The sequence below is a fragment of the Vibrio sp. St2 genome, assembly GCF_947311885.1.
Classification (GTDB): Bacteria; Pseudomonadota; Gammaproteobacteria; order Enterobacterales; family Vibrionaceae; genus Vibrio; species Vibrio coralliilyticus.
The window spans coordinates 1050202-1076679 of the sequence record NZ_CAMZNA010000001.1; the positions used below are offsets into that span (position 1 = coordinate 1050202).

18 protein-coding genes are annotated in these 26478 nt (G+C 46.2%); 8 read left to right on the top strand and 10 right to left on the bottom strand.

Translation table 11 applies throughout. The features are described 5' to 3' along the window. Window positions 1-105 precede the first annotated feature (105 nt). A complete protein-coding gene (locus QMA41_RS04965; RefSeq protein WP_095560604.1) occupies window positions 106-1287 on the top strand; it encodes a lytic polysaccharide monooxygenase in 1182 nt (393 codons plus the stop codon). A 182-nt stretch (window positions 1288-1469) separates the two neighbouring features. On the opposite strand, the gene QMA41_RS04970 is transcribed toward QMA41_RS04965, so the two are convergent. After that, window positions 1470-2240 carry a slipin family protein gene (locus tag QMA41_RS04970; protein ID WP_019276687.1) on the bottom strand — a complete coding sequence of 257 codons (771 nt, stop codon included), beginning with the start codon at window positions 2238-2240 and terminating at the stop codon, window positions 1470-1472. A gap of 9 nt (window positions 2241-2249) precedes the next feature. After that, complete coding sequence (locus QMA41_RS04975) at window positions 2250-3629, bottom strand: nodulation protein NfeD (RefSeq protein ID WP_281629021.1); 1380 nt, start codon at window positions 3627-3629, stop codon at window positions 2250-2252. A gap of 263 nt (window positions 3630-3892) precedes the next feature. Between QMA41_RS04975 and QMA41_RS04980 the strand changes: the two genes are divergently transcribed. Beyond that, window positions 3893-5935: a hypothetical protein gene (locus QMA41_RS04980; protein ID WP_281629022.1), complete on the top strand. Its 2043-nt coding sequence runs from the start codon at window positions 3893-3895 to the stop codon at window positions 5933-5935. Between the two features lie 10 nt (window positions 5936-5945). Then, window positions 5946-6179 (top strand): hypothetical protein, encoded by a 234-nt coding sequence (locus QMA41_RS04985; protein WP_043007439.1) that lies wholly within the window; start codon window positions 5946-5948, stop codon window positions 6177-6179. A gap of 26 nt (window positions 6180-6205) precedes the next feature. On the opposite strand, the gene QMA41_RS04990 is transcribed toward QMA41_RS04985, so the two are convergent. From QMA41_RS04990 to QMA41_RS05015, 6 genes are all read right to left on the bottom strand, one after another. Next, on the bottom strand, window positions 6206-6910 hold the full coding sequence (locus tag QMA41_RS04990) for an ABC transporter ATP-binding protein (protein ID WP_029236211.1): 705 nt from the start codon (window positions 6908-6910) through the stop codon (window positions 6206-6208). A gap of 25 nt (window positions 6911-6935) precedes the next feature. Then, window positions 6936-8219: an ABC transporter permease gene (locus QMA41_RS04995; RefSeq protein WP_281629023.1), complete on the bottom strand. Its 1284-nt coding sequence runs from the start codon at window positions 8217-8219 to the stop codon at window positions 6936-6938. A gap of 3 nt (window positions 8220-8222) precedes the next feature. Next, window positions 8223-9437: an ABC transporter permease gene (locus QMA41_RS05000; protein WP_045985340.1), complete on the bottom strand. Its 1215-nt coding sequence runs from the start codon at window positions 9435-9437 to the stop codon at window positions 8223-8225. Beyond that, a complete protein-coding gene (locus QMA41_RS05005; RefSeq protein ID WP_281629024.1) occupies window positions 9434-10705 on the bottom strand; it encodes a TolC family protein in 1272 nt (423 codons plus the stop codon). The genes QMA41_RS05000 and QMA41_RS05005 overlap by 4 nt, the downstream gene beginning before the upstream one ends. After that, window positions 10698-11831, bottom strand: coding sequence for an efflux RND transporter periplasmic adaptor subunit (locus QMA41_RS05010; protein WP_019276694.1), 1134 nt, complete (start codon window positions 11829-11831; stop codon window positions 10698-10700). Before QMA41_RS05010 ends, QMA41_RS05005 begins: the two co-directional genes overlap by 8 nt. Before the next feature lie 206 nt (window positions 11832-12037). After that, window positions 12038-12901: a hypothetical protein gene (locus QMA41_RS05015; RefSeq protein ID WP_281629025.1), complete on the bottom strand. Its 864-nt coding sequence runs from the start codon at window positions 12899-12901 to the stop codon at window positions 12038-12040. Between the two features lie 389 nt (window positions 12902-13290). Here QMA41_RS05015 and QMA41_RS05020 point away from each other — a divergent pair, with 389 nt between their 5' ends. Then, a complete protein-coding gene (locus QMA41_RS05020) occupies window positions 13291-15294 on the top strand; it encodes a M4 family metallopeptidase (protein WP_281629026.1) in 2004 nt (667 codons plus the stop codon). Between the two features lie 66 nt (window positions 15295-15360). Here QMA41_RS05020 and QMA41_RS05025 read toward each other — a convergent pair whose 3' ends face one another. Both QMA41_RS05025 and QMA41_RS05030 read right to left on the bottom strand, forming a co-directional pair. Further along, window positions 15361-17175 carry a ricin-type beta-trefoil lectin domain protein gene (locus tag QMA41_RS05025; RefSeq protein WP_281629027.1) on the bottom strand — a complete coding sequence of 605 codons (1815 nt, stop codon included), beginning with the start codon at window positions 17173-17175 and terminating at the stop codon, window positions 15361-15363. 291 nt (window positions 17176-17466) lie between these two features. After that, window positions 17467-19632: a S9 family peptidase gene (locus QMA41_RS05030; RefSeq protein WP_281629028.1), complete on the bottom strand. Its 2166-nt coding sequence runs from the start codon at window positions 19630-19632 to the stop codon at window positions 17467-17469. Between the two features lie 659 nt (window positions 19633-20291). On the opposite strand from QMA41_RS05030, the gene QMA41_RS05035 reads away from it, so the two are divergent. From QMA41_RS05035 to QMA41_RS05050, 4 genes are all read left to right on the top strand, one after another. Further along, window positions 20292-22247 (top strand): chitin-binding protein, encoded by a 1956-nt coding sequence (locus QMA41_RS05035; RefSeq protein ID WP_281629029.1) that lies wholly within the window; start codon window positions 20292-20294, stop codon window positions 22245-22247. A 477-nt stretch (window positions 22248-22724) separates the two neighbouring features. Then, on the top strand, window positions 22725-24080 hold the full coding sequence (locus QMA41_RS05040; protein WP_281629030.1) for a diguanylate cyclase: 1356 nt from the start codon (window positions 22725-22727) through the stop codon (window positions 24078-24080). Further along, the gene (locus QMA41_RS05045) at window positions 24070-25386 is read left to right on the top strand and encodes a glycosyltransferase (protein ID WP_281629031.1); all 1317 of its coding nucleotides are present in this window, start codon (window positions 24070-24072) and stop codon (window positions 25384-25386) included. Before QMA41_RS05040 ends, QMA41_RS05045 begins: the two co-directional genes overlap by 11 nt. Window position 25387: 1 nt before the next feature. Continuing rightward, window positions 25388-26425: an HlyD family secretion protein gene (locus tag QMA41_RS05050; protein ID WP_281629032.1), complete on the top strand. Its 1038-nt coding sequence runs from the start codon at window positions 25388-25390 to the stop codon at window positions 26423-26425. Window positions 26426-26478 lie beyond the last annotated feature (53 nt).

The following is a 26478-nucleotide window of genomic DNA, read 5'->3' on the forward strand; positions in this document are numbered from 1 at the left end:
TTAATCACTTAAATAAATATTTTATAAAATTCTTGCTAGGTTGAGATCGCTGTCTGCACGTCGTAGGTGCTTTCGGATGATCGATAACCATTATAAGGAAAGATTATGAAATCTTATTTGAATGTCAGTTTTGCTACCCTAGCCGGCCTAACGGCCCTCACATCAGTCAATGTCCATGCTCATGGCTGGGTCGAATATCCAAGTGCTCGTCAGAATACTTGCTACTTAGATGGGGGGTTCTGGGACGATCAGATTCCGAATGCTGCTTGTCAGGCAGCCTTTGATCAGTCCGGTGCCTACCCTTTTGTTCAACGTAATGAAGTGGCAGCTAATGTGGCTAACTATCGAGATATGGCACACGTACATGCCATTGTCCGAGATGGCACACTGTGTAGCGCTGGTGACAGTGCAAAAGCAGGGCTAGATGTCGCTTCCCCACATTGGCAGAAAACGGCACTGTCGCTAGATGCCAACAACCAATTCGAATTGGTATTTAACGCCACCGCTCCGCACAACCCGTCTTATTGGCAGTTTTACTTGAGCAAGCCGGAATACGATAGCAGCCAGCCTTTAACTTGGTCCGACTTGGATCTGGTGGATACTGCGGGTAACGTCGCAGTCGGTTCGGATAAAAAGTACCGCATCAAAATAACATTGCCCTCTGACAGAACAGGCGAAGCGGTTCTCTATACCCGCTGGCAACGTGAAGACCCAGCTGGTGAAGGTTTCTATAACTGTAGTGACATTACCTTCAATGGGGATGGCAGCACGCCTACCGACCCGACGGACCCAACCGACCCGGGCAATAACCTCTCTGTACTTGGTTACTATGTCCCGCAAGGATTTGGGCCAGTGGAATCTGGTGATACCATTCGTTTCCGTACCTTTGATCAGAACGGCAGCGAACAGCACGATATCTCATTGGCGATCACAGCTAACAATACCAGTGAAGAAATTTGGTCTGCTGAGTTGGCTGGGCAATTTAACAGCCTGACAGCGGGGGCTTGGTTTATTGGCATCTGGCATGCCGAAATGAACCACTATATGTATGACTCTTCGAACATCCATGCAAATCAAGTTCATGCTCCAACCGCAAACTTCAGCTATCAATTGTCCTTGGTGAAAGGTGATACGCCACCACCAACGCAACCGGATAATGCGTGGTCTGCCGACAGCACTTATGAGCAAGGTGATGTGGTGACTCATAACGGCCGTTCATGGACAGCACAATGGTGGACTCGTGGTGAAGAGCCGGGCACTACCGGAGACTGGGGTGTATGGCGCTAGTCTAGCCTCAACATCTGCTTGTGCTAATCCAAATCCCCATGATTCCTTGGGGGTTTGGCTTTTGATAAATCAGGCTCATAATAGTCAGCATACCCCGTTATCCCAAACGGAAAACTAGAAGTGACACTGAAACGCGACCAAATTAAGGTTCACTTTGTTTAGTAAGCAAAGACATTTCATCTCTACTCATTATTTTTCTGCTGTGATTTGGCAAACTCAGCCATGGTTTCAACCAAATTAATCGGCATTGGGAAAATAATAGTTGAGGTTTTATCAGTCGAGATTTCCGTTAGCGTCTGCATATATCGAAGCTGCAACGCATTGGGCGCTTGATTGAGTATCTCTGCCGCTTCTCTGAGTTTATTCGAGGCCTCTAGCTCACCAGTCGCATGGATAATTTTCGCTCGCCGATTACGTTCGGCTTCCGCTTGCCGAGCCAGAGCTCGGACCATACTGTCATTGAGGTCCACATGTTTCACCTCAACAGTGGCGATTTTAATCCCCCAATCATCCGTTTGCTGATCAAGTATCGCCTGTAGATCTTTGTTCAGTTGTTCTCGTTCCGACAGCAGTTCATCCAGCTCATGTTGACCCAGCACAGAACGCAACGTTGTTTGGGAGAGCTGACTGGTCGCATCACTATAGCTTTCAATATTGTTGATCGCCATTTGCGGATCTATCACCCGAAAATAGACCACGGCGTTAACACGCACAGAGACATTATCCCGTGTGATCAGATCCTGAGTCGGCACATCTAACACCACTGTACGAAGATCAACACGCACCATTTGTTGTATAAACGGAATCAAGATTATTAGCCCCGGCCCTTTTACTTCTTGAAATCGGCCAAGGAAAAACACCACACCGCGCTCGTATTCACGCAGTACTTTGAACATTTGAGTCGCTACTGCAATCAACAATAGCGCGATCACTCCACCTGTATACATCCACATAAACGCCTCCTAGTTTTTCGCGCCTTGTTGCGCTCTCACTGTCAGCTTTAACCCTTGAATTTGGATGACTTCGACTTTGTCACCCTGCCTTAGTATTTCTTCATCTGTCGCTTTTGCATGCCATAACGCACCGTCCATTCTTACCCTGCCAACACCTTCAGCAAAGTCTTCACACACCACCGCCGTTTTTCCTGTGTAATTTTCCACCCCTGTTGTGACCTGCTTACGACGCACTTTAAGTAGCAGACCAACAGTAAGAATGATGAATACCGCGGAAAACAGCGCAATACCGAGAATCAAAGGCACCGCAATTTGGAAAGCGGGCAAACCGCTATCAAGAAGAAAGATCGACCCGAGTACAAATGCTGTGATGCCACCCAAGCCAAAAATTCCAAAGCTGGGGTTAAATGCTTCCACAACCATCAACGCGATACCGAGCAGTAATAACGCTAAACCGACATAATTCACGGGCAACATTTGCAAGGCGTACATCGCCAGCAATAAACAGATGCCACCCAACACACCGGGCAGGCCAATTCCTGGATTATAAAACTCAAGCAGTAAGCCATAGATTCCAATCAGCATCAGAATATAGGCAACATTAGGGTTGGTAATCACCGCAAGCATCTCCGCTCGCCAATCGGGTTTTCGCTCGACCCAAGCCACGTTTTTTAGCACCAGCTCTGTAGCAACGCTGTTAATCATCACCTCGCGACCATTGGCTTTTTCTATCAGCTGTTCTGGTGAAGAGGCAATAAAGTCGATCACGTTTAATTCAAACGCTTCCATCGCATCCAAACTGGCAGCCTCACTGACGGCTTTTTCTGCCCACTCGGCATTACGACCATGTAGCCTAGCTAAACCTTTGATGTAAGCTTTCGCATCGTTGATGACTTTCTTTTCCATCGCCGTTTTAGCAGGCACTTTTTCTGAGTTTTGAGGTGCAGACTCATCACTTCCCTGAGTTGAGTCATCTTCATTAGCAGGTGTGGTAGATGGCGGAGCACCGCCTCCCAGACTCACGGGAGTAGCGGCCCCAAGGTTGGTCGCTTCAGCCATCGCTGCGATATGACTGGCAAATAAGATGTAAGTACCAGCACTGGCGGCTCTTGCGCCTGAAGGGCCAACCCATGTGGCGACTGGAATGTGTGATGTAGTGATCGAGCGAATCATGTCTCGCATCGCACTGTCCAGCCCACCGGGGGTGTCCATTTTGAGTAGGATCAGCTTGACCGTGCCCGTCTGATGCGCTTGTTCAATCTCGCGAGACACATAATCACTGGTCGCAGGGCCAATCGCTCCCTTAAGCGGAATAATCCACACTTCATTGGCCACAGCCGATGACACCGCCAGTAACCAGCTGATGATAAAAATCGATATCCATTTCATACCACCCTCCTGTTGTTAACAAGTCTTTGGTGGTCACGCCTTAAATTATAGATACCCACTCTGAAGGTTCATAATCATGCGTCACAAAGCAACTTATTCCGCAATGAATATGCAACACGTAAAATATAATTTTACCTTACCTGCAAAAACGTCACACCAGATACCTGAGCGTTCGTTTATATAAGTAGCAATGTGGAACTGTCATTTTTGACTGCTAGAGTTATGTGTTTGATTACATATAATTAATGTCAAAGGCTAGAACTATGGGAATCGCGTATCACACCTATATTGGCAAGCAGGTCACTCACTTGCCCAATCTCCCCTGCCGAGCGGCAGGAAATGTTTCTCTGAATACACCAGTAGGCAACTGCATCGATCGCTTCGGCCGCATCTGGCTGGCAGACACCGCCCACAATCGTTTGTTGGTGTTTGATAGAAAAATGAAAAAGTTACTCGCCAGTTTTGGTTCGGTAGGAAGTGGCAGCCAACAATTTAATATGCCTTTTCGCCTTCTTCCTCACCCAGAAAAACCATGGATTTATGTCAGTGACATTGCCAACAAACGCATCCATATCCTTGAATACAACCAGGCACTAAACATTCGATCCATTCACCGCTTCGGTGCGGGTGAACCCGTTCACCTCGAGGGGCCAAATGGACTAGCGTTTTATGAAGGGAAACTATGTGTCGCTGATGAGTTTTACGAAGGACCCGACAACGAAAGCCGTTTGGTCGTGTTCGACGAAAATGGAAACTGGCTAAGGGATATTAATGTCGTTAATGCACAAGAAGCGGTGCATTTTCTGTGGCCACAGGGTCTGAGCTGCGATAACAATGGCCACTTGTATGTTGCAAATACCGGATTTGCCACTGTGGTTCGCTGCGATTGGGATGGAAACCCGGTCCCGTTTACCAGCGGCAAAACTTACTTGGATGACATCGATCTTGCTCGTGATGTTTCAATCATTGATAACCGCATACTCATTCCAGGCGCGAAGCAGTACTCTGTATCGGTCTACGATATCGACGGGCACTTCTCAGGCAGTTTAAGTGGGTTCTTCTCACCTATTCAGGTCACTAAGATGCATCAGGACGTGTTACTGATCACTGAGCCCATTCTCGCTTCACTACAAATTCATAAAGTTGATTGGTCCGACTTATCACCAGAACTACCAACAGCGACTTTAGTAATAGACCAGTTAGGTGATGAGCGGGATCGAAAAGGCCAGCTTCACTTCGTGACTTCGGTTGCCGGCGATACCTCACCAACAACTCAAGGTGGATACACCAGCCAGTACCCTATGGTCAGCGAATGGTGGGACCAACACTTCCAGCAGCAAGATAAATGGCTCAATTCAATACATCAGCTCGATGCACCATCTTGGGTGTCGATGACATTGAGCACGCAGCTTGAATGGACGCAAAGATGGCAACAAACCTGGGTGCGCATCTTCCTTGGCGACAAATTCGATGACCCAAACCAATTGCTTTGGTTAGTGGATGCCGGTAACTATCAACTTCAGGCTACTGAGCGCAGCCAACCAGATGCAGCAAGACCGGGTAGCTTACCGCTTCTTCCTGGATCTTTGGGTATCTGCTCGCTTACACCTGCCACGCCGTTAATTGGTCAGCTTAACCCTGACCTACCCTTGTTGGTTGTGAGTAACTATATCAGCGGCATTATTACCATTTACCAATACGACGAATTCATCGGCGAATTGGTGCCTTTCAGCTACTTTGGTGGTTTAGGCCACGCCGACTGGCAACTGTTTAAACCTCAAGGAATCGCGGTGGATCCGATCAGCCGAGATATATACGTCGCCGACTCTGGCAATAACCGTATTTGCCGCTGGCGATTAAACGCTCAGGGGATTGCAGGCCTGGTGAGTACCTTTGGTCAAAAAGGCCATGGCGACCAAGATTTCTTTACCCCAACCGACATCACTATTACACCTGATGGGCAAAAGTACATTACGGATCAGAACAACAACCGAGTAGTCATTTATGACCGTCATGACAAATACGTAGGCAGCTTTGGCCAACAAGGTTACGGCACAGACAACGACAACTTCTTGTTGCCGACCAGCATCGATTTTGATGAGGGTAAATTGTTTGTATCGGATTTGGTCAACCGCGCGATTAAAATCTTCGATCAGCAAGGCCAGTTTATCGATAGTTTTAGTGGATTTGGTGCTGATCCAAGTAAAGGTGAACTATGGATGCCCTACCTTCTCCATGCGCACAATCAAACCCTTTACCTACCTGACTGCGCTTTGAATCGCGTCAACGTATATAAAATCAGCTAAGGAGAGCGCCATGACATCAGTATTCGACAAAGCGAAGACCAAACGTTTGAAGCAAGCGACAACCAACATTTCTGAACAATCGGTGGAGGCCAGTGACAAGCTGATTCAGCAGTACCAATGCGTCACTGAACACTGCCTCAATCAGCCATCGTCAAAAGAAACACGCAAAAAGCTTGAGGAGTGGCACAGTGCTCATCAGGCTCATGCCATTAATCACACCTTGTCTCCACCACATGAGAACTAAAAAAGCGAGCCGTATGGCTCGCTTTTTTATGCGACCTCTGAGACGGGTAGCCTGTCTGATATGACCTTGCCATCCTTAATCGTAATAATGCGTTTGGTACGTTCAGCCAGCGCATTGTCATGCGTAACGATAATCAAGGTTCGTCCTTCCGCATGTAACTGATTAAACAAAGCTTCGATTTCAGCACCAGACTTGGAATCCAGAGCACCGGTCGGCTCATCTGCCAAAATAATCTGCGGATCGTTAACCAGTGCTCGAGCAATCGCAACACGCTGCTTTTGGCCACCGGATAACTGATTCGGTTTATGATCGAGACGATCACCCAGCCCAACCTGTTCAAGCAGTTTGGCCGCGCGCTGGCGACGCTCTTTAGCTTTGATACCTGAGTACACTAAAGGCAACGCGACATTATCAAGCGCCGTTGCGTATTCAAGCAGGTTGAAGCTCTGAAAAACAAACCCGATTTTCTGGTTTCGTATTCCCGCTAGTTCATTAGCACTCAGGGCTGCCACGTTCTGCCCATCAAGCAAATAGTCACCATCGGTTGGTTTATCTAAGCAGCCGAGCATATTCATCAGAGTAGATTTGCCCGAACCTGAAGGGCCGAGGATAGAGAGAAATTCGCCCTGCTCAATCGTCAGTTCTACGCCATCTAGTGCCCGAACTTCCACTTCACCGCTTGAGTAATACTTACAAAGATTCGTCAGTTGAACCAATGCATTATCTGACATAGTGACTCCTGATTTTTTGACCACATCATTCACTTTGTAACGCCTCCATAGGTGTCACCTTAGCGGCGCGATTCGCTGGCAACCACGCTGATGCCACGCCGATGACAACCAGAGTCGCAATCACAATTGCCACCACAATCCAAGAAAGCTCTGGGACAGGTTTGCCCAAGCGTTCATAAAAAACATTGCCTTCTAGACTGACAGAACCAATCGCCGATACCAATGCGTAAGTGACTGCAAGCCCGAGAGCCCCACCCATCACCATCGTCATGAGCGACTGAACCAGATAGTGGAGCCGAATCGCCGTCGGCGTTGCGCCCACAGCCATTCGCACACCAATATCTCGGGTTGAACGTTTCACGGTAGCGTACATGACATTGGCAATACCGACTCCCGCTACCGCGAGTGTGACAAAACCAATGATGCCAAGAAAGCTCTGCAAGCCAACCAGAAACTGCTGCATGCTTTTTTGCTTTAAGAACATGTCTTCTACTTGAACAATCTGCTGATCAGTAACACTGGCACCATGCTTGCGCGCAATCACCTGACGAATGGTTTCCGCCAACTTGACTCTATCAACACCACTTTTTGGTTGAACATTAATACCAGCTATATCAGCACTAGTATGGAAGCGCTGCCACGTGGAGAGCGGGACAAAACTGGAATAATTAATGGGATCACCCTGCTCAATATCGGCACTATTTTTTTCCAGTACTCCAACCACTGTGAACTCTTCACTGCCGATTTTGACCTTTTCCCCAACCGGATTGACTTTCAGTGTTACAGTCGCAAACCAGTTAAAGTCATCTTCTGGGTTAAACAAGTCAGCAGCTAACAGGTAGCCAAGTACAACAACTTTACGTTGTTCTTTCTGATCAAGCGGATTGAGCCAGCGACCACCCGAAAGCGGAGCAAGGTTGGTCATAGCTCGAAAGTCAGTAGTGACTGCAAGTGGCTCTCGCCATGTACCGCGATCGCCAACCGTGATGCGCTCATCCCATAGTGCCGTCGGCGCTACAGTTTTGACTTCCGGCAGCGCGCTGACGACATCGGCATCATCGACTTTGAGCGTCAGCGGCTTGCCCTGATGGAACACACCATAATCTACGGTTGCCATCCCACCTGTCAGGTAGATCAAATTGCCATTGCCATTTTGCGCGGTTTTCAGCACTCCCTGGCGAATGCCCTCTCCCACAGCTAACATGGCCGCAATACATAAGGTAGCCCAAGCAACTGCCAATATTGTCAGGCCTAACCTCAGCTTTTCTGCTGCCATTTCCTGAAAAATCTGTCTCATTGGTAGCAACATTGTTTAAGCCCTCGCACTCAGCGCTAACACCGGCGTCAGTCTCGAAGCTCGTCTTGCAGGGAAGTAAGACGCCATTAACGCTAATACCACGGTGACCAGTAATGACAACGCAATCGAGTCAGGGGTAATCACTGGCGAACCAATCCACTCTGGTAATGCAACAGTGCTCAGTAGTGCAACCAATGCAAACGAGATCATTAAACCAATGGCCGTTCCAACGGCGACCAGTATTAGCCCCTCAATGATAAACTGGCTCAGTATTGACACCTGTGTTGCCCCTATCGCCAATCGCACACCGATTTCTCGGGTTCGTTCGGTGACCGAAAGGAACATAATGTTCGCCACACCAAGTGCCCCCACCGCCATTGTCATTGCACCGCTGGCTCCAAGAAATATTTGAATCCCGCGAAGAATGCCGCTGATCACAGCCGCTCCCTCACTAAAGTCAGGCAAACGCACCGCATCCTTATCACTTGGGTCAAAGTGGAGCTGCTTAGCGTAAAAGCGAACAATACTCTCTCGGAACGAGGCAGAGTCCATACCATCTATCGGTTTCATCAACAGCATCCAAGGTTTATCGTTCCATAGATCGCGATAGGTGGTTTGCGGGATGAAAACTCTGCGGCTATCACCAAAAGAAATACCGGTGTCTTCGTCGCTGAGTACACCAATAACCAAGAAAGGAATGCCATTAACTTTGACCTCCTCACCAATCCCGATACCACCCATTTTGGCAATCTGATCGCCCAGCACAGCAACGCGAGTGTGGCTCGCAATGTCACTCGGTGAAATATTGCGGGAGCCCGTCTGAAGTTTCCGCTCTGCAAGAGCAAAGTAAGCAGGGTCAATCCCACTCACGGCGCGAGCTAAATTTTGTCCTTTGATATTCGTGACACTGGCATCCCACTTGGCATACACGGACGCAACTTCCTTAACAAAGCCCGACTGCTTAATCATCTCGACTTTATCTTGTGGAATATCGATTTCACGACGCGATGGTAATCCTTGCCAAGGCTTACTGGTTTGAGACGGGAAAACCACCTGCACGTTGTTCACCATAAATGAAAAAGACTGGCTTTGATGACGGTAGAATCCTTCCCCAAGTGCAATCAGCACCACCACAGAGATAACACCCCAAGCGATCGCAATAATGGCCAGAATGCTTTTCATCCGATGCGCGATCAGAGTCTGCCAGGTTTGCTGAAGCAAGCTACTCATGAATGAAAGGCCTGAGAAATGAGAGCCATCGTATTATCGTCGAGCTTGCCAGCCGTTTGCAGCAAACCAACGCGTTGACGCCAGTAGTTATAAAGGTTGTTTTGCAAACTGTTCTTCGCATCGAACAGGTTGTTATGAGCATCAATCACTTCCGATGCTTCCAGAAGTCCAGCATCGTAGAGTTTCTCCTTGCTGCTCAAAACCTTAGCACGAGACGCAACCACCTCATTGGCCATCAGAACCTGATTCCAATTGATGTCGACCTGAGTATACTGCTGGACAATGCGTTTCTGAATATCAATTTCAACCCTGCGCAAGTCCTGCTTAGCACTCAATATATTCAGAGACGCTTCGTCCACCTTAGCGCGCGTCGCACCGTTGAGGTCAATCGGCACGCTCAAGGTTAGCCCGGCATTAAACTCTCCGTCAGAATATTTGTCATCGTCGCTGTAGCCAAGATTACCCTTTACCGTTGGGTAATAGCCGCCTTTGGCTGATTGGCGTGCGAACTCGCTGGCTTTGACCTTTTGTGCGGCGACTAACAGCTCTGGGCTACTGTCTTTCGCCAACTTAAGCCATTGTTCTTGGGACTCAACCAACATCGGAGGCTGAATCAGGTTATCGGTTCGAATTTGGTCAACATGCTCAGGCATCTTGTTGATGAGCGCCCCCAGCTCAGCTCTTTTTTCTTCTAGCTGAGCCTGCGCGCTGAGGATCCCCGCTTTATCGGTCACCAGAGTGGCTCGAATTTCTTCAACGTCAATCGATTTGACCTTACCAGCCTTGTAACGTTTTTCGATAATCTTCAGCAGCTTACTACCTTCTTCCAGCTTATTTTTTGCCAGTAGAAGATCACCTTGTGCACTAGCGACATCAAGATAAGTCGCCAATAGCTTCTGGGCTAATTCATTGTGAGCCTGAGATAGCTCCAGCTCCGTTCGCAGATAGTTTGCTTGTGCTTCATCTAAGTCAGACCAAAGACTGCTGTCCCATATTGTTTGGGATAACGTCGCACCATAGGTATTGGTGTTATCACTGTCTTCATTCCAGTTTGATGATGCAGTCGCACTTAAAGATGGCAACAACGAGCTACGACTGGAAGCAACACCTGTTTCGCCGATCTGGACGCCAATCTTGGCTTTTTCGTAATCGGGATCACTCTGTTTCGCTTGCTTCCAAGCTTGTTCAATCGAAATAGCATAGCTGGGGAAACTCAAGGTTGCAGCCAGCAATGCACATCCAAAGTAAGAGAGATGATGTTTAGCCATGGGCGGCTCCCATCATACTGTTATCGATAATGTCTTCACCGAGCTCAACGCCTTCTAATACTTCAACGTTGATTCCGTCTGACAGACCAAGCTTGACCTTCTGCTTGTGGAAACCTTGCTCTGAACTATCCGGGATCAGCACATTTGGCGTGTCCCCTTCAAATTGCAGTGCACGCTCTGGCAAAGTCAGTACATTTTCAGATTTTTTGAGCGTGATCTTTGCTGTAGAAGAGAATCCCGAACGTAATGTAACGTCTTGTGGAATTTTCAGTTCCCCAACTTCCACTTCAAAGCCATTATCGAAGCTCTTTACTGTCGATGTATCCTCTGGTGAATTGAGGTTCTCCGATTGAATCGCTACCTTAGTTAAGACCCCTTCGATTTGTACATCAGGGTATGGTGCTACCGTCAGTAGAACTGGCATTCCCGGTGTTAATTGCGCAGCATCATGCTCACTCACGCTGCCTTTGAAAATAAGGCTGTTCATGTCTGCGAGAGACATCATTTCTGTCGCAGCCTGACTCGACTCAGTTGAAATGATCGGTTCGCCCACTTCCACTTTTCGGTTCAACACTGTGCCATCAATCGGCGCATAAATGGTCGAAGTTAGACGAGCATCACCGATGGATGCCTCACCACTTTGAATCAACTCAAGGTTTTGACGTTTTTGCAGCACTGCAGCTTGTGCTGATTTAACTTCCGATCGCGCGCTAACGTAATCATCGTAGTTGCTTGGAATAATGTCTTGCTTAACTAAGCTCTCTAAGTTCGCTAGCTTTTGCTTAGCCGACTCCAACGTTGCTTCACTGCTCATCAGCTCTGTTGAGGCATCGGTTAACGCTTGTGGTGTCGGGTTGGGACGAACTTTTATCAGCGGCTGTCCTTGCTTTATGTTTTCTCCGACCTGCGCATAAATCTCCCCAACAATACCGTCGATCTGAGACTTAATGGAGACTGAATGCGCTGGGACAATTTTACCCACCGCTACGGCTTCCTTCTCAATGGTGCCTTTTTCCACTGCCAAAGTAGGAAACGCCTCTGGCTGAGCAGAGGATTGCAGATAAAAATACGCGCCACCGCCGAGCAGCGCGATGCTCGCAGCAGACAAGAGCCAACGTTTAGCCATGCTTTACTTCCAATGATTTTTATATGTAGCCATCTGACTACCCTGAGATTATTAAGTTCCGAAAATCATACAGCGTACTGAAGCGTGAAATACAGTCACAGTTTGTATGAGTTTGTAGGCCCGTTCTGACAATAAAAAAACGGCCTAAGTAATACACTTAGGCCGGTCTACAGGACAGTAAATTAATCTAAATTTATTCTGACAATTTATGAACGCAGTTTTTCCGCGATTTTCCGGCCTTGCTCTTGGCCATGTTGTACCAGAGCGCCTTTGTAGTCTGACTTAAAGAAACTGCCATCAACACACCCTGATTGCTCAATCATCGGCGCTTCAGAAAAGCTCACTCGCGTATCAACAATTTGCTCGCCATTAACGTTATACATGGCATAGTGCATAGCTGATTTGGTGTAACAACCACCGCCCATCAGAAGGCTTTTTGCATCCGTTGCGTATCCGGTATCACTCACTAAAATAATGGAATCAACATTCAAAGCTCGAGCGACTTTACTCGCCCACAACTTAAACTCTTCTCGATCTTGATAACTCATCACTTCAGCGTGACCATGAGGTAGGCCAAGATTAACGTAACCCGCTGGCACTGCCGCATGTCGGCGAATTGAACGCTCCATTGTCATATGCTGAGAGCTAACTAACTTCAGGCTCAACTGCTGATATTCTGTGTTATCTGCCACTTGCTGTGGCGTGAGGTATTGCCAGCCCGTTTCATCACTTAACTCACTGAGCATTGCAACCAAAGAGATGTCCGCGGCTTCTTGCCCGTCGATCTGTTTTTGAACGTGAGAAGTTGAGTCCATCATATTCACGACTTTCTTTGCCGAGCCATCCAACAATTGGCTCGCCATGGACAACGCATCAAATGCCATGACTTGTTTGTCCTCGGAAATATCCTCTGGATCTCTGACATCACGTACAATGGTTTCCGGAACGGAATACATCACAACCGCGACTTTCTTCACCTGAGCTAGCTCGGTCTGGTTAATCACGTTACGTGTACACCCCTGTATCATTACCACTGCACTGACCAATGTCAGTAGAACACTCTTCTTCATCACACCCTCAATTCATTCTAAACCGTATAAAGTGGGGTTAGTGTGTAAGTAAGCTGCAACAACTACAATTAACGAATCAACACAAAACAAAATGGATGTTTAATTTACATTTAAGACTTTGAATTTAAGACATAAATAAATCAATCATTTTTAACTTTTTGTCTTTTTTGACATTTAACGTCTGGGATGGACGCGACCAAAAAGCGCCAAACATAAAATAGGGATTATCATTTCTCGACTCAGCATCTCATTTATTAGAGAGGCGCTTAAATGTTTTGCACCCAAGCATCATATAAAACCAATTGCACTTATGATTTCAGAAGCATATCACTACTCTACACACGCAATTTTTGCCCCAATCAATTGAAAAATAACTACAAAGGTGAAGTATGCGTAACGTTAATTTACTTATGCTGTTTCCAATGGCTTTCGCTTCTCAAGCTGCCAACGTTGTTGACTACTCTCAAGTTGACCTTTCCCAAGTCCTTAATCCGCCGACAACACGGGCATTTTCAGCACCTAATCAGCCGCTGGCTTATCAGGACGCAAGTCGTGTTAAAGCTGGCCCACAGACACTGCTTCGCAAGCAACAGTTACACTATGGTGTCCCGGTTTACGGCCAGTCTTTAGTCGCTCAAGTTTCCGCCCAAGGTACAGTGACACCTGTTGACGGAAAAGTCTTAACAGGCATTGATGCCGATATTGGCTCTACCTTACCTATGCTCAACGCAAAGCAAGCGATAGAGCTGGCAAAAGGCAATAGCCAAGGCTTTGCTTCTCAAGCGATTCGCGACCCGAATGCTGAACTAATGATCTGGCAAGATGAGCAACAGATCGCTCGTTTGGTCTACAAAGTCGACTTTATTCAGATGAATGGTATGGGACCTTCAAGGCCAATTACTCTAGTCGATGCTAAGTCCGGTGACGTGCTTGATCGGTGGGAAGGGATTGCTTTTATTGAAGCTGAAGGACCAGGTGGTAACCGCAAAAGTGGTCGCTACTACTTCGGTCCTAAAACGCAATACGGCGGATTTGAAGTTAACCAGTATTGCCAAATGGACAGCCCAAATGTCATCACACTCAATATGAACAACCAGCAATACGGCGGGCAAGTTCATCAGTTTGACTGTAACGTAAACAACTACCGGAGCGTGAACGGGGCCTATGCTCCAATGAATGACGCACACTATTTTGGTCAACGCGTTTTCGATATGTACATGGATTGGTTAAACACCCGGCCTATCCAGCAAAAACTGACCATGCGGGTTCATTATGGCTCTAACTATGGCAATGCATTCTGGGATGGTCGCCAGATGACCTTTGGTGATGGTAACCAGTCAATGTATCCACTGGCCACGTGGGATGTAATTGCGCATGAAGTCAGCCACGGCTTTACAGAGCAGAACTCTGGTCTGGAATACCGTGGTATGTCAGGCGGGCTGAATGAGTCCTTCTCTGATGTAGCGGCGGCGGCACTCAGCCAGTACGTTCATGGCAGCTTCAACTGGAAAATGGGCGAACATGTCATGAAGTACTCTGATGCCATGCGTTACTTCATTCAGCCAAGCAAAGACGGCGTTTCCATTGACCATATCAACCAGTATTACAATGGTATCGACGTCCACCACAGCTCCGGTGTGTTCAACAAGGCGTTTTACCATCTCGCGACCAGCTCAAACTGGGACATCAAAAAAGCGTTCATCGCCTATGCCACCGCTAACCAACTTTACTGGCGACCAAACTCTGATTTTCAACAGGGCGCTGAAGGTGTTTGTAAAGCGGCTCACGAACTGGGATACGACACTTCCGCGGTGAACAACGCATTCGCTCAGGTGGGTATTCAGGTGACACAGTGCGCTTCTGGGAAGCCAGATCCTGAGCCGACACCTAACCCCGATATCGTAAGCTTACAAATCAATACACCAAGTGCGATTGAATCAGCGGGTAGTGACGAGCAGCACTTTGTGTTGAAGAATGCACCAGCTGAGGATATCTGGGTACAAACCTATAACGGCTATGGCAATGTTGATATGTATGTCGCGATAAATCGCCCTGCTTCACTGTCGGATCATGATTGTGCTTCCACCAACCGCGATAACAACGAATACTGTGGTTTCAGCGGTGTAGGTGATGCCGATGTTTATGTGATGGTCACAGGTGCGCGTAGCTCCTCAGATGCCTATGTTGGCGTTAGCGCCTATCTCGAAGAACCGACGCCAGAACCACAGGACTTGTGCGCCAACTTAGAGGAATGGTCACCTTATTACTATTACCCACAAGGCACCGAGGTGCAGTCCTACGGGAACCGCTTTGTCGCAACCCAAACTAACTGGGGAGCAGATCCTTACAGTTACTACTGGTACTGGTCATTTGAAGGCAGTTGCCTGCAATAATCGGATCAAAAAAGAGCCCGCACGCGGGCTCTTTAGTAAGGAGAGCATTGTTATTGTTTTAGTGATTTATTTCCAAGACCACTGACTGCCATTGACGTCAGCTTGGACCAACCAACTGTTGGAATTCCATTTTAACGCGTTATCTAGGCTATTTTTAAGCTGGCCATTTTCCATTCGCCATGTCTGATTCGGGCGCTGGCTACAAGTTTCCATAGTGATGCTTGACCCTTGCTGATCCAGACACAGACCTGGTGCTACCTTGCTGATCATCTTACCTTCAGTCGTTAGTTGCCAAAGTTGGTTGTCACCGCTGTGACAACTCCAGCCGTATACTCGAGCTCCCGGAGTGGCAGAACTTCCTTCGACGTCCAGACACTGGCTACCTTGAGTAGCAATTTGTTTCCATTGCTCTGCTGGTTTTTCATCGCCTGCAGCCGCACTAAACAAAGCTGAAACAACAGAAGTCATAGGTTGAGTATAGCGAGACGCTTTAGGCGCTCTATCTTGCCAGCTTTGTGGAACTGACTGAGTCACATCCCATTCGCCACTGCCATCGTAGTAAGACTTCGCTACCGCTTCAGGGGTTGGTGTCCAAAGGAAATCAGGGTGACGATTCTGATACCACTCGCCTCCGATCACATTGCCCTGCGCATCCAATTCCAAATCGTAGTAATACGTTACTCGCGATACACCATCAAGCTTTGGCTTGTCGTAGTTTCGATGAGTTGGATTCGTCTCTACCATATAATCAACAACCATCTGTACACCAACAACTGAGACAGCACGTGATGCACGATACTGGGTGAACTTGTCTTTTTTGTAGTCCGCCATCGCGATGGTCACATCGGCTGGATTGCCTGATGAACGATTAGTCTCTGGGTTAAAGTACTTAACCTGATAGCCAAGGATCGGCTGGTTCCAGACTTGGTAATCATATGTCGCATCCATAATCATACTACGACCCGTAATACCGATCTGGTTGAGTACAGATAAGTGCCAACTTGCTGGGTTGTTGTCCACACAGTCAGGTTCGATAACACGACCATTTTCGTCTTTTTCAGGGTTCTGAATATTACAGCGACCACCAATAAAACGTGTATTGAACGGCGCTTCAGCCCAAAGCAGTGTGCCTAGAGCTTTAACGTCTGACGGATAGAACTTAAGCATCTCTCCATTGGCATCAGGTACTGTAATCGACTTTTCAGGACGAGGAAGCATGTAAGCCGCCGCAGCCCAGCCATGGCAAAGTCCCATCCAACGCTCTACTTTACCCTGAGATTCATAGTAACCTTTACCCGAGTCCCATGAACGCTTAGTCAACGTGAAGTTTTTATCCCCGACTAATAAGTCATACTTCTCTGCCGGAGAAAGTAAGTGGCGCTGCTCGCTTGAGTAGCTATCCAACGGTTTGATGGTATGTGAAAAATCGTAGTATTCCTGCCAGTCTGACGCGTAAAGTTCACGGTCAGAATAACGCCACGCGGCTGCGCCGGAGTACAAAGGCCAGTAAGTATCAGACCAAGGCTGAACATCCAGATACTTTGAATCTGGCGCCGCACTATCCAATTCAACCAGATTGCGAATCAGTGCGTTACCCACATCAACCAAACGCGCTGGGTTATCGTTGTTCAGGTTTGCTGAGAATCGAGGAGCAATGACTGGCTCTGCTCTCTCCATAACCGTTTCACGCATTTGATCTCTGAAGCGCTCAAGCTCTTCAGCGCTCATGGTTTGATATTCGTCTCCTTCTTTCTCTGGTAACGCATCCATGACTTTTTGCGGATTGGCGTGAAACGCCGTCATAAATGCATCTATGCGTGCATTGTCCGCAACAGCGGTCAAAGGCACCGAGATAGACAACAAGGTGATGATTTTTTTCATTATAAAGCTCTACGTTGTTAGTTTTTATGTTCTATAAGCCAGAGTGATACCTCGACTCTGGGCGGCACGTAGAGTGGTGATCTTTGTTCCGCAAATCAATCGGGAAAATCAACCAAACATCAGAACCGTGAATAGTTCCAACAAAAAGCAGGCTGGGTACTTCAGTGTTTATCTAGAGCGACTTCTATTTATATATGAGAAGGTTATTTGCAATACCCTATTTCTGTTAACTTTGTTGCGTCGATAAAAAATGCCCGCACAAGGCGGGCATATCGATAACTTGGTTAAATTTTACTCTTCGTTGAGCAAATCTAAGAAAAAGGCGTATTCAAGTGCGTCTTCTCGTAAACGCTTAAAGCGACCAGATGCGCCACCATGCCCCGCCTCCATGTCTGTTTTAAACAGCAACACATGATCGTCCGTTTTCAGTTCTCGCAATTTCGCCACCCACTTCATTGGCTCAAAATACTGAACTTGAGAATCATGTAGACCGGTTGTCACTAACATGTTCGGATAATTCTGTGCTTTGACGTTGTCGTACGGCGAGTAGCTCAGCATGTAATCGTAGTATGGCTTGTCATTCGGATTACCCCATTCATCGTATTCATTGGTTGTCAGGGGAATAGATTCATCCAACATGGTTGTCACTACGTCCACAAACGGGACATGAGCACCAATGCCTCGATACAGCTCAGGCGCTTGATTTATAACGGCTCCCATTAACAAACCACCCGCCGATCCACCGACCGCAAACACTTTGTCTTTTGCACCATAACCAGCTTCCGTTAAGCCTTTGGTCACATCGATAAAGTCATTGAATGTATTTTGTTTGGTCAGTTTTTTACCATCTTCATACCAAGGTCTTCCCAGCATTTCAGATCCACGGATATGCGCTATCGCATAGACGAATCCGCGATCTAGGAGACTCAAGCGCGCTGAACCAAAAGTAGGATCGATCGTGTGACCATATGAACCATAACCGTATTGGTAGATAGGATTGGTGCCGTCTTTTTTGAACTTATCCTTACGATAAACCAACGAAACCGGCACTTTTTGCCCATCTCGAGCGGTGATCATAATACGTTCAGATTGGTAGTTGTCGGCATCAAAATCACCAAGTACTGGCGTTTGCTTCATGATTTCCGATTCACCTGACTCAAGGTCGAAATCGTAATACGTCCCCGGCGTCGTCAGGCTACTGTAGTAAATACGAACCTTTGAGTTATCGAGCTCTCGGTTGCCAGTCATGTAAGCCGCAAACGCGGTGTCGTTAAAGGCTAATGGAAACTCCTTGCCCGTCGAAAGCTGACGCACCTTAACCGTGGTTAAGCCGTCTTTACGCTGCTCATAAACTAAATGGTCTTCAAACAGCGTAAAATCGACCAGTTGAGTTTTATCATCCGCGGCTATCACATCCTGCCATTTCGAACGGTCATGCATCTGATCCTTATGCACTTTCATTAAACGGAAGTTCACAGCCTGATAGTTGGTGTAGATAAAATACCAGTCGTTCAGCTTAGCGATGCTGTACTCAATGCCTTCCTCTCTCGGGTAGAAAGGTTCAGCCTTGGCTTTAGGATCATTGGCGTCAATGACAGACACCCCACTTGTCTCTGTACTTGAGTGGAAGATGTAAACTTGTTCGCCGTCTTTACTCTTGCCTAAAGACATGTAATACGCGCTGTCATCTTCTTGGTAAATCAGCTCATCACTGCTTTGTGGAGTACCAAGCACATGACGATAGACCTGGTAGCCCAACAAGGTTTGAGGATCTTTCTTGATGTAGTAAAAAGCTTGATTGTCATTTTGCCAAGCCACACCGCTCGATGCCCCTTCGACTTCATCTTTGAGGTATTCGCCTGTGGCAAGGTCTTTGACTCTAATCGTGTAAATTCGGCGGCTTAGGGTATCTTCACCGTACGCCAGTAAATTCTCATTTGGGCTAACGTACAAGCCACCCGTACTGAAAAATTCGTGCTCTTTCGCCAGCTCATTGACGTCTAAGATAACGGTCTTATCCGTCCCTGAGAAATCTTTGGCGCGCTGGTAGATAGGGTACTCATTGTCGCCAGAGACTTCGTTCGAATAGAAATAGCTCCCTTCTCTTACAGGAACTGAACTGTCATCTTTTGCAATACGCCCTTTGATCTCTTGGAATAGTTTTTCCTGTAGCTGTTCAGTGTGCTTTAACACCGAATCCGTGTATTGATTTTCTTTTTCGAGATGCGCCAAGATCTCAGGATCTTTTCGCTCATCGTCACGCATCCAGTAGTAGTTATCTATACGGCGCTCACCGTGATTATTAAGCGCATAGGGTTCTTTCTTGGCCACAGGAGCCGGAACTTGCTGAACCGCGAGTTCTAATTGAGAAGGTTGAGCCACAGTCTGAACTCCTTGAGAACTGCACCCGGCAATAAGCGCCACAGATACAGCTAATGTAGTTAAGGGAAAACGCATCTATCGATCCTTAAAAGCGTCCATCAAGCTGAAGTAGCCCACTCAGTGAACGCGTCTGTAAAACAGCCTAGATAGTGAAACGCTACTGTTATAAAACTCAGCAACAAATCACCAATATCTTATATTTAACAATCAGTTACGCTATCAAACATACATTCAAGGTTCAAATAGTACGAATAGTTATTATGTCGAAAGTGAGCAATCACTGACAAGATAAAATTGAACATGCGTAGGGCTTAATTCCACAAATACGCATCAATTTTGGACGCCCATCGGTTAGGTTACTGTGCTATTTCCTAGCAGAAACCATAAGTAGGCCGGTAAAAATATCTCATCGACGAAATTCATCCACCTCAAAGCGAACTTGTCACCTACTGGCTAACTCGAAAGTCGCTGTAACATTTGAGCTTTTATAAAGATATTTTATCTATTTACATCAAAAAGTTAGTGCATTAACTCTACATTTAATATGAATATTAATGATCATTGATGAGAATGAATAAATGAAAATTAATAACTATTAATGATCATTGGCAAGCATTCATTTTCTTCTCGCCATAGAGTTCGACAAAGCAACAAAGTGCATATGGATAATTTTATCTATAGCACAAGACGTGCTGACAAGAAGAATTCACAACAACAAGGCGAGAAGAAAAACTATGAAATTAAACAAGCTTGTATTGGGCATGACATTTTTGACAGGCAGCGCATGGGGTGCAGTGGATAGCAATCACTGTAACCCGTTAGCGAGCGATTCATGCGGATTACCATGGCCAAGTAATCAGGCGTTTACAAAAGAGGATAGCCAATCAGAAACAGGGCTTCGTATTAACATCAAGAATGCGGTGTTTTCCGACATCTTTGTTCAAGAACTCCCGAAGAGCTTTACCCCTGAAGATATTGTCAATGGTAAAACCGGATTCTCAGTGGCAGCTCCCGTACTTTTTGAATTTCCCCAACCATTTGATGAATCCAGCTTGCCTGAAGATGGTGGTAACACCGTTCAGGTTTTCGACTTCAGCGCCGACCAAAAAGTGCCTGTTGCTCCTTTATCGAGCAAGCCAGCGGATGTCAAAGACGACGATAGCCACGTACTTTCAGTCTACCCAAGAGCAAGATTTAACTATGGCAATACACACATTGCGGTGGTCACTAACAAGCTAAAAAGTGAAAGCGGTGAGCACTTTCATCCTTCCAAAGGGGTGGAACAAGCACTGAGCCAAGATGGTTCAGAGCTATCCAATTTCTACGAACCTTACATTGAGTATCTCGAAGCGAAAGGCATCGAAAGAGAGGAGATCCTTTCTCTGACCGTTTTCACCACTGTTACCAAGGATGACGCAACCAAGCAGTTTGCACCATTAAAGGAGCAAGTGCTTCAGTCAGCACCAAAGGTTGAGTTTGATTGGGATAACTCTGGCTATGTGCACGACAGCAATGAAGTGGTTTATTCGCTTAAAGGACGCTTGCAGTCTCAAGACTTCAGAGACAAGCAAACAGGCCGAATCACAAATAAATCACGTGATGTCTGGCTAGATTTTACTATCTTGTTCCCTAAAGACGCACTATCACACTCAACCCCTGTTGTTATTTACGCACACGGGCTCAATGGAAACCAATCAGATGCCAGCTTCGCTGCCGCGCCGGCGCTTGAAGATGGTCATGCTGTTATCGCCATTGACTGGGTATGGCATGGCTCGAGAGCGGAGGATGATTCTGGGCACGTTGGCTCAATCATGACCCCGGAAAATGCAGCCAGCCTGCCAGGTGGTGCTGTGCAAAGCAACCTAGATATGCACACTCTCCTCAATGCAATCAATACATCTTTGCAAGAGCTGGACTTCTTACCTTCGCCCGATGGTGTGCCTGACTTAGATAAGACCAAGATAACTTTCCTTGGAACGTCTCTCGGCACGATTCTAGGACACGGATTCCTTTCAACCACCTCTGGTCAAGGTTTGAATGGCGGCTTCCTGCAAGTCCCCGGCACAAACTTTAGCCGTATCCTCACCAACTCCGTTACTTATACCTCTAACTCAGTATCTTGGCAGGGAGTCGTACCTGAATCTGCCACCGGATCAGAAGCCTCACTTTTCTGGTCTATGATGCAGACGGAATTTGAAATCGGCGAAGGCGTTAGTTATTTGGAGGATAAAGTCACTCCAATTGGCATGGTATATGGCCTAAAAGACAGCTTTGTACCACCATACACAGGTGAAGCACTGGTGGAGTTGGGCAATCTTCCATTGATTGAACCTGTCCTTGAAACACGCGAGCATCTAGAAACCGCACCTGACTATCGCTCCGGAGATGGTGCACTACAGCTAGACGGGGATCACTTGATCTTCATGAAAGAAGAAGCCATTGAAAGCTATAAACATTGGTTACTTTCAGTGACTAACGCTAACCCTTTACCTCGCTACGATTACGTCTTCCCTGAAAGCTTAGAAAGCTATCAAGCTGGCACTCAGGTACTTCAGGAAAAAGATGGCAACATTTACCAATGTCTGGATGGTCAAGCCAGCGGCTATTGTCAGCAGTGGTCAGAATCTGCCAATCAATATGAGCCGGGAGTCGGATTGTATTGGGAAATGGCGTGGAAACTGGTTCACTAGAATAGAAGATATACATTACTCCAAGGCTGGAAGGGTTAACCACCAGCCTTTACCTTCTAATACTCATTGCCCATAGAAAATCGGCGCACCAGAAAGCAATCCCAAATAATCTAATAAAAACAATACATTAAAATGTTAATTAGACACGCATCCCATATAAAAATTCATCTAAAAATCTAAAATCTCATGACTCAATAATTAAAAAATCTCAGTCTTATTTTTGAGACGTGCAACTATAGTTTAATCAGCGCCGACTAGATTCTATCAAAGACTAGGAGACGTTTCGTTAGGGATAAACGCGCTGGAATTTAGGCACAACATGGCTTCGCTCGGCCAAGAAAGGAGCCTGGATTCTGCGCTGTATGTATACACCTACCACGCAAATATTGTTCAACTAGACTTACGATAGTACGCACTAGACTTGTCTGCGATTTCTAGTGGCACGATTGTCAGAATAGTTACCTAATGAGACTAGCTATGCCGATATCAATAAAAGACTTTTACTGGATCAGTGACACTCCTCCTTCAGACCACCTTACTGATCTAGTCATTCATATTCCTTCAATTAATGAGCTACCTGAAGGCTTTGGTGGTGCAGCTTGTGTTGATTATGCAAATAGTGATGTTCAAGAGGACGCTCTCAAATCTTTCTACAACCAAAAGCTGAGATGGAGCTGGTCTCTTTTTACTAAAACAGACCACACTTTACGCACTTGCTTAACTGATGGTCTGTTTGACGAAAATGCTTCTTTTGAATTGTGGCGTAATACGCAAAAACGACTCTTAGCAGTATCAGATATTAGTGCTCTTGACCCTGTCATTGGTTGGCTAGGTGTTAATCGCGAGCGTCGAATTATCTCAATTAAAAATGTCAGTGAGCCCTCTATATATCAATATCCACTTATTGAAGCCTTGTATCCAGATCTAGACTCTGCATACCGCTATGTTTTGTCGGAGCAGAGCCGCAATATCATAGAAAAAGAAGCGCTAATCGACCGAATTCGCATTTGCTCGCAATGTAACAGTGGGCATTTGAATTATGTTGATGTTTGTCCCAGTTGCCAGAGTATTGATATTGACTCTCAAAGCTCGTTGCACTGTTTCACCTGTGGACACGTCGATGCTCAACAAAGTTTTGCTCGCCGAGGGAAACTTGAATGTCCAAAATGCCTCACACAACTTCGCCACATTGGCGTTGATTATGATCGTCCTTTAGAGAATCAGAAGTGCAACACTTGCTCAAATACATTTGTTGAAGCCTCAACCGTAACACAGTGTATGAGCTGCGACTCCAAAGTTCCTGTACACGAACTTATCGAAAGAAAGATCTATCAATACAAACTGGGTGAATCCGGTGAATACATTTACCAACATGGCAAAACAACCCAAGCTCCTGAGCTGTCAATCAAAGGTCGAGTTGAAGCAGGCTACTTCGTTAACTTGCTAAGTTGGGTTAATAAAGTGGCATTGAGACACAGCGAGAACCATCTACTTCTAGCGCTATATTTACCTTCCATAGACCGTTATGGGCAGCAATATGGCGATGCAAAGCTCTTTGCTCTGATAGAACAAATTACTACCCGATTAAGCAGTTTATTTCGAGATACAGACATTTGCTGTCAATACAAGCAAGATGTGCTTTTGGTACTTATGCCAAAAACCCACCGCTCAAGCTTATCCGCATTGCAGGGCAAGCTTTCAGAACTCAGTCAACTTATTGAAGAAGATGATTTCGAACTGAACGTTTTCGCCCGTCCCCTTCCTGACAATACGTTAAATGGTAGCCCTGAGTCTTGGTTAGATGACCTTCTGAGAGAAGTTTATGCTGTCTGATAGTCTGACGCTACTCGATTACTTTAGAGGCATGCTTCTGAACAATCAGGAGCTATGGTTTTTGCTTTTCCCTCTGATGATCATTATTGAGCTACCGCTTTATTTACTTGTTCTAACGGGGATTTTTCGCTGGGCTTACCAAACTCCTGTAGAAGAGCCAAAACACTTCCCTTCAATTAGCTTTGTCATCACCTGCTATGGCGAAGGCGAAGCTATAGGTATTACGATAGATACACTAGTTGAGCAAATATACCCGGGCTCAATTGAGATCCTTGCCGTTGTTGATGGCGCTGTGCAAAACCAAGCGACTTATCAAGCCGCAGTAAACGGGGTAAAACGCCATGCCCATGTAAAAAATCGAAAGGTACGTGTTGTACCAAAATGGCAAAGAGGAGGAAGGGTCTCCACATTGAATGCTGGTTTATCAGTTGCTTCAGGTGAAATAGTTATCAATGTTGACGGAGATACTTCATTTGATAACGACATGGTTTTCACGATGATGAAACAGTTTTCTTCCGCTGATGTGATCGCCAGTGGTGGTGCCTTACGAGTGAGGAATCACAGCCAGAATATCCTGACTAAAATGCAGTCTCTGGAGTACATGCTTTCGATGCAAGCAGGAAAAACCGGCATGGCAAACTGGGGAGTGCTCAACAACATTTCAGGTGCCTTCGGTGCTTTCAGAAAGAGTATTCTCAAGCAAGTTGGCGGTTGGGACACCCATACCGCGGAAGATTTAGATTTAACCATGCGCCTCAAACAATATAAGCGCCGATACCCAACGAACAAGCTCGCCTTCGCGACACATGCTATTGGCCATACTGACGTACCTGACACCTTAAAAGGTTTAGTATTGCAAAGGCTGCGTTGGGACGGTGATTTGTTGTTCCTTTTTCTTCGCAAGCACAAAGATGGTTTGTCCCCTTCTCTGCTAGGGTGGGGAAACTTCATCTTTACCATCACATATGGGGTGATTCAGAACGTACTACTACCACTTTTGGTTGTTTTCTTCACTTTGTTCATAACCTACAGCTATCCCATTGCCTTCGTTTTGGCACTGACACTCATGCTGTATTGCGTTTATTTCACATTGTCACTCATCATTTTCATTGTGTATGTAGGCTTAGTGTCTGAGCGAAAAAAAGAAGATATCAAAGAGATGAAATGGCTCCCTCTTTACCCGATTTACCAATTTTTCATGCGGCTCATAACCGCTTTTTCAATGGTGAATGAGGTTGTCAGAAGAAGTCATGAAGAATCAAGTATGGCTCCTTGGTGGGTACTTAAGAAAGGTAAGAGATTTTAATATGAAAGTGAATTTTCATTTAGATAAGAAGAATAACCCACACTCAGAGGATGGCGTTAAAGTCGTCTACGGCAAAGCTAAGCGTGGCGGGTATCGAATACGCTGGTACTTGATTCTGGCTATAGTCATTAGTCCATTGATAGCAATGGCTTACTACTTATTTAAAACACAGGTATTGGTGGTGGCTCCGGCGATAATTACCTCACACCCCGTTACCATCAACGCCACCCACACAGGCATCGTCGGTCCCATTCCTTCAGATATAGGGAAGAAAGTCTCGCATAACCAAACGTTGCTGTTTCTCAAAGACTCTGCGTTGGATCAGGAGCTTAACTTCATTAAAAGTGAACTTCTGAAACTACCAACCGACAATGGGTTTAACATTGAAGCCTTATATGCTGAAGCAATAAACCAAACAAAGAGTAATCTCGATAAAGTTCAGAAAATTCAATCAAATTACGATACTTACCGCTCAAAAGGTCAGGTATCTGAGGTCGACTACGCGTCCATTGTCAATATAACCAATGCTCTTAACTCCCAGTTAAGCAGCCAAAAAATTGCTTTCGCTGAGTCAAAACGTACTGATATTGAGACAAAGTTAGCGGGACCAATCGCCACCGAATATCGTTCATTGATGAAAGAACTTGTAGTAAAGCGCTCAATTCAAGAGAGCTTAACCATTAAAGCTCCATTTGAAGGGCGGGTTATTGACATTCACGTCCTTGAAGGAGAGCGAGTTTCAGAAAACACCCCTCTGATTACGATTACAAAGAACACAACGCCCGAAATCACAGCATTTCTTGATCCAAAGTACTTGCGATTCAGCACAATAGGCACTCAGGCTAAAGTGAAATATCCGGATGGGGAAACCTACACTGCAACAGTTTCAAGCCCAGTTGAAGTTGTGAATAAGCTACCACAAGAACTACAAAGCCCTTTCGAAGGCCAACCTGCATATCTAAAAGTCAACTTAAGCTTCGATCAGCCCATTCCTGAAGAACGCTGGATTGAAGGGGTAAGTGTAGAAGTGTCGTTTTAACCGAGTCACTGATAAACATGCAAAAGGCTGGAGAGGTAACACTCCAGTCTTTG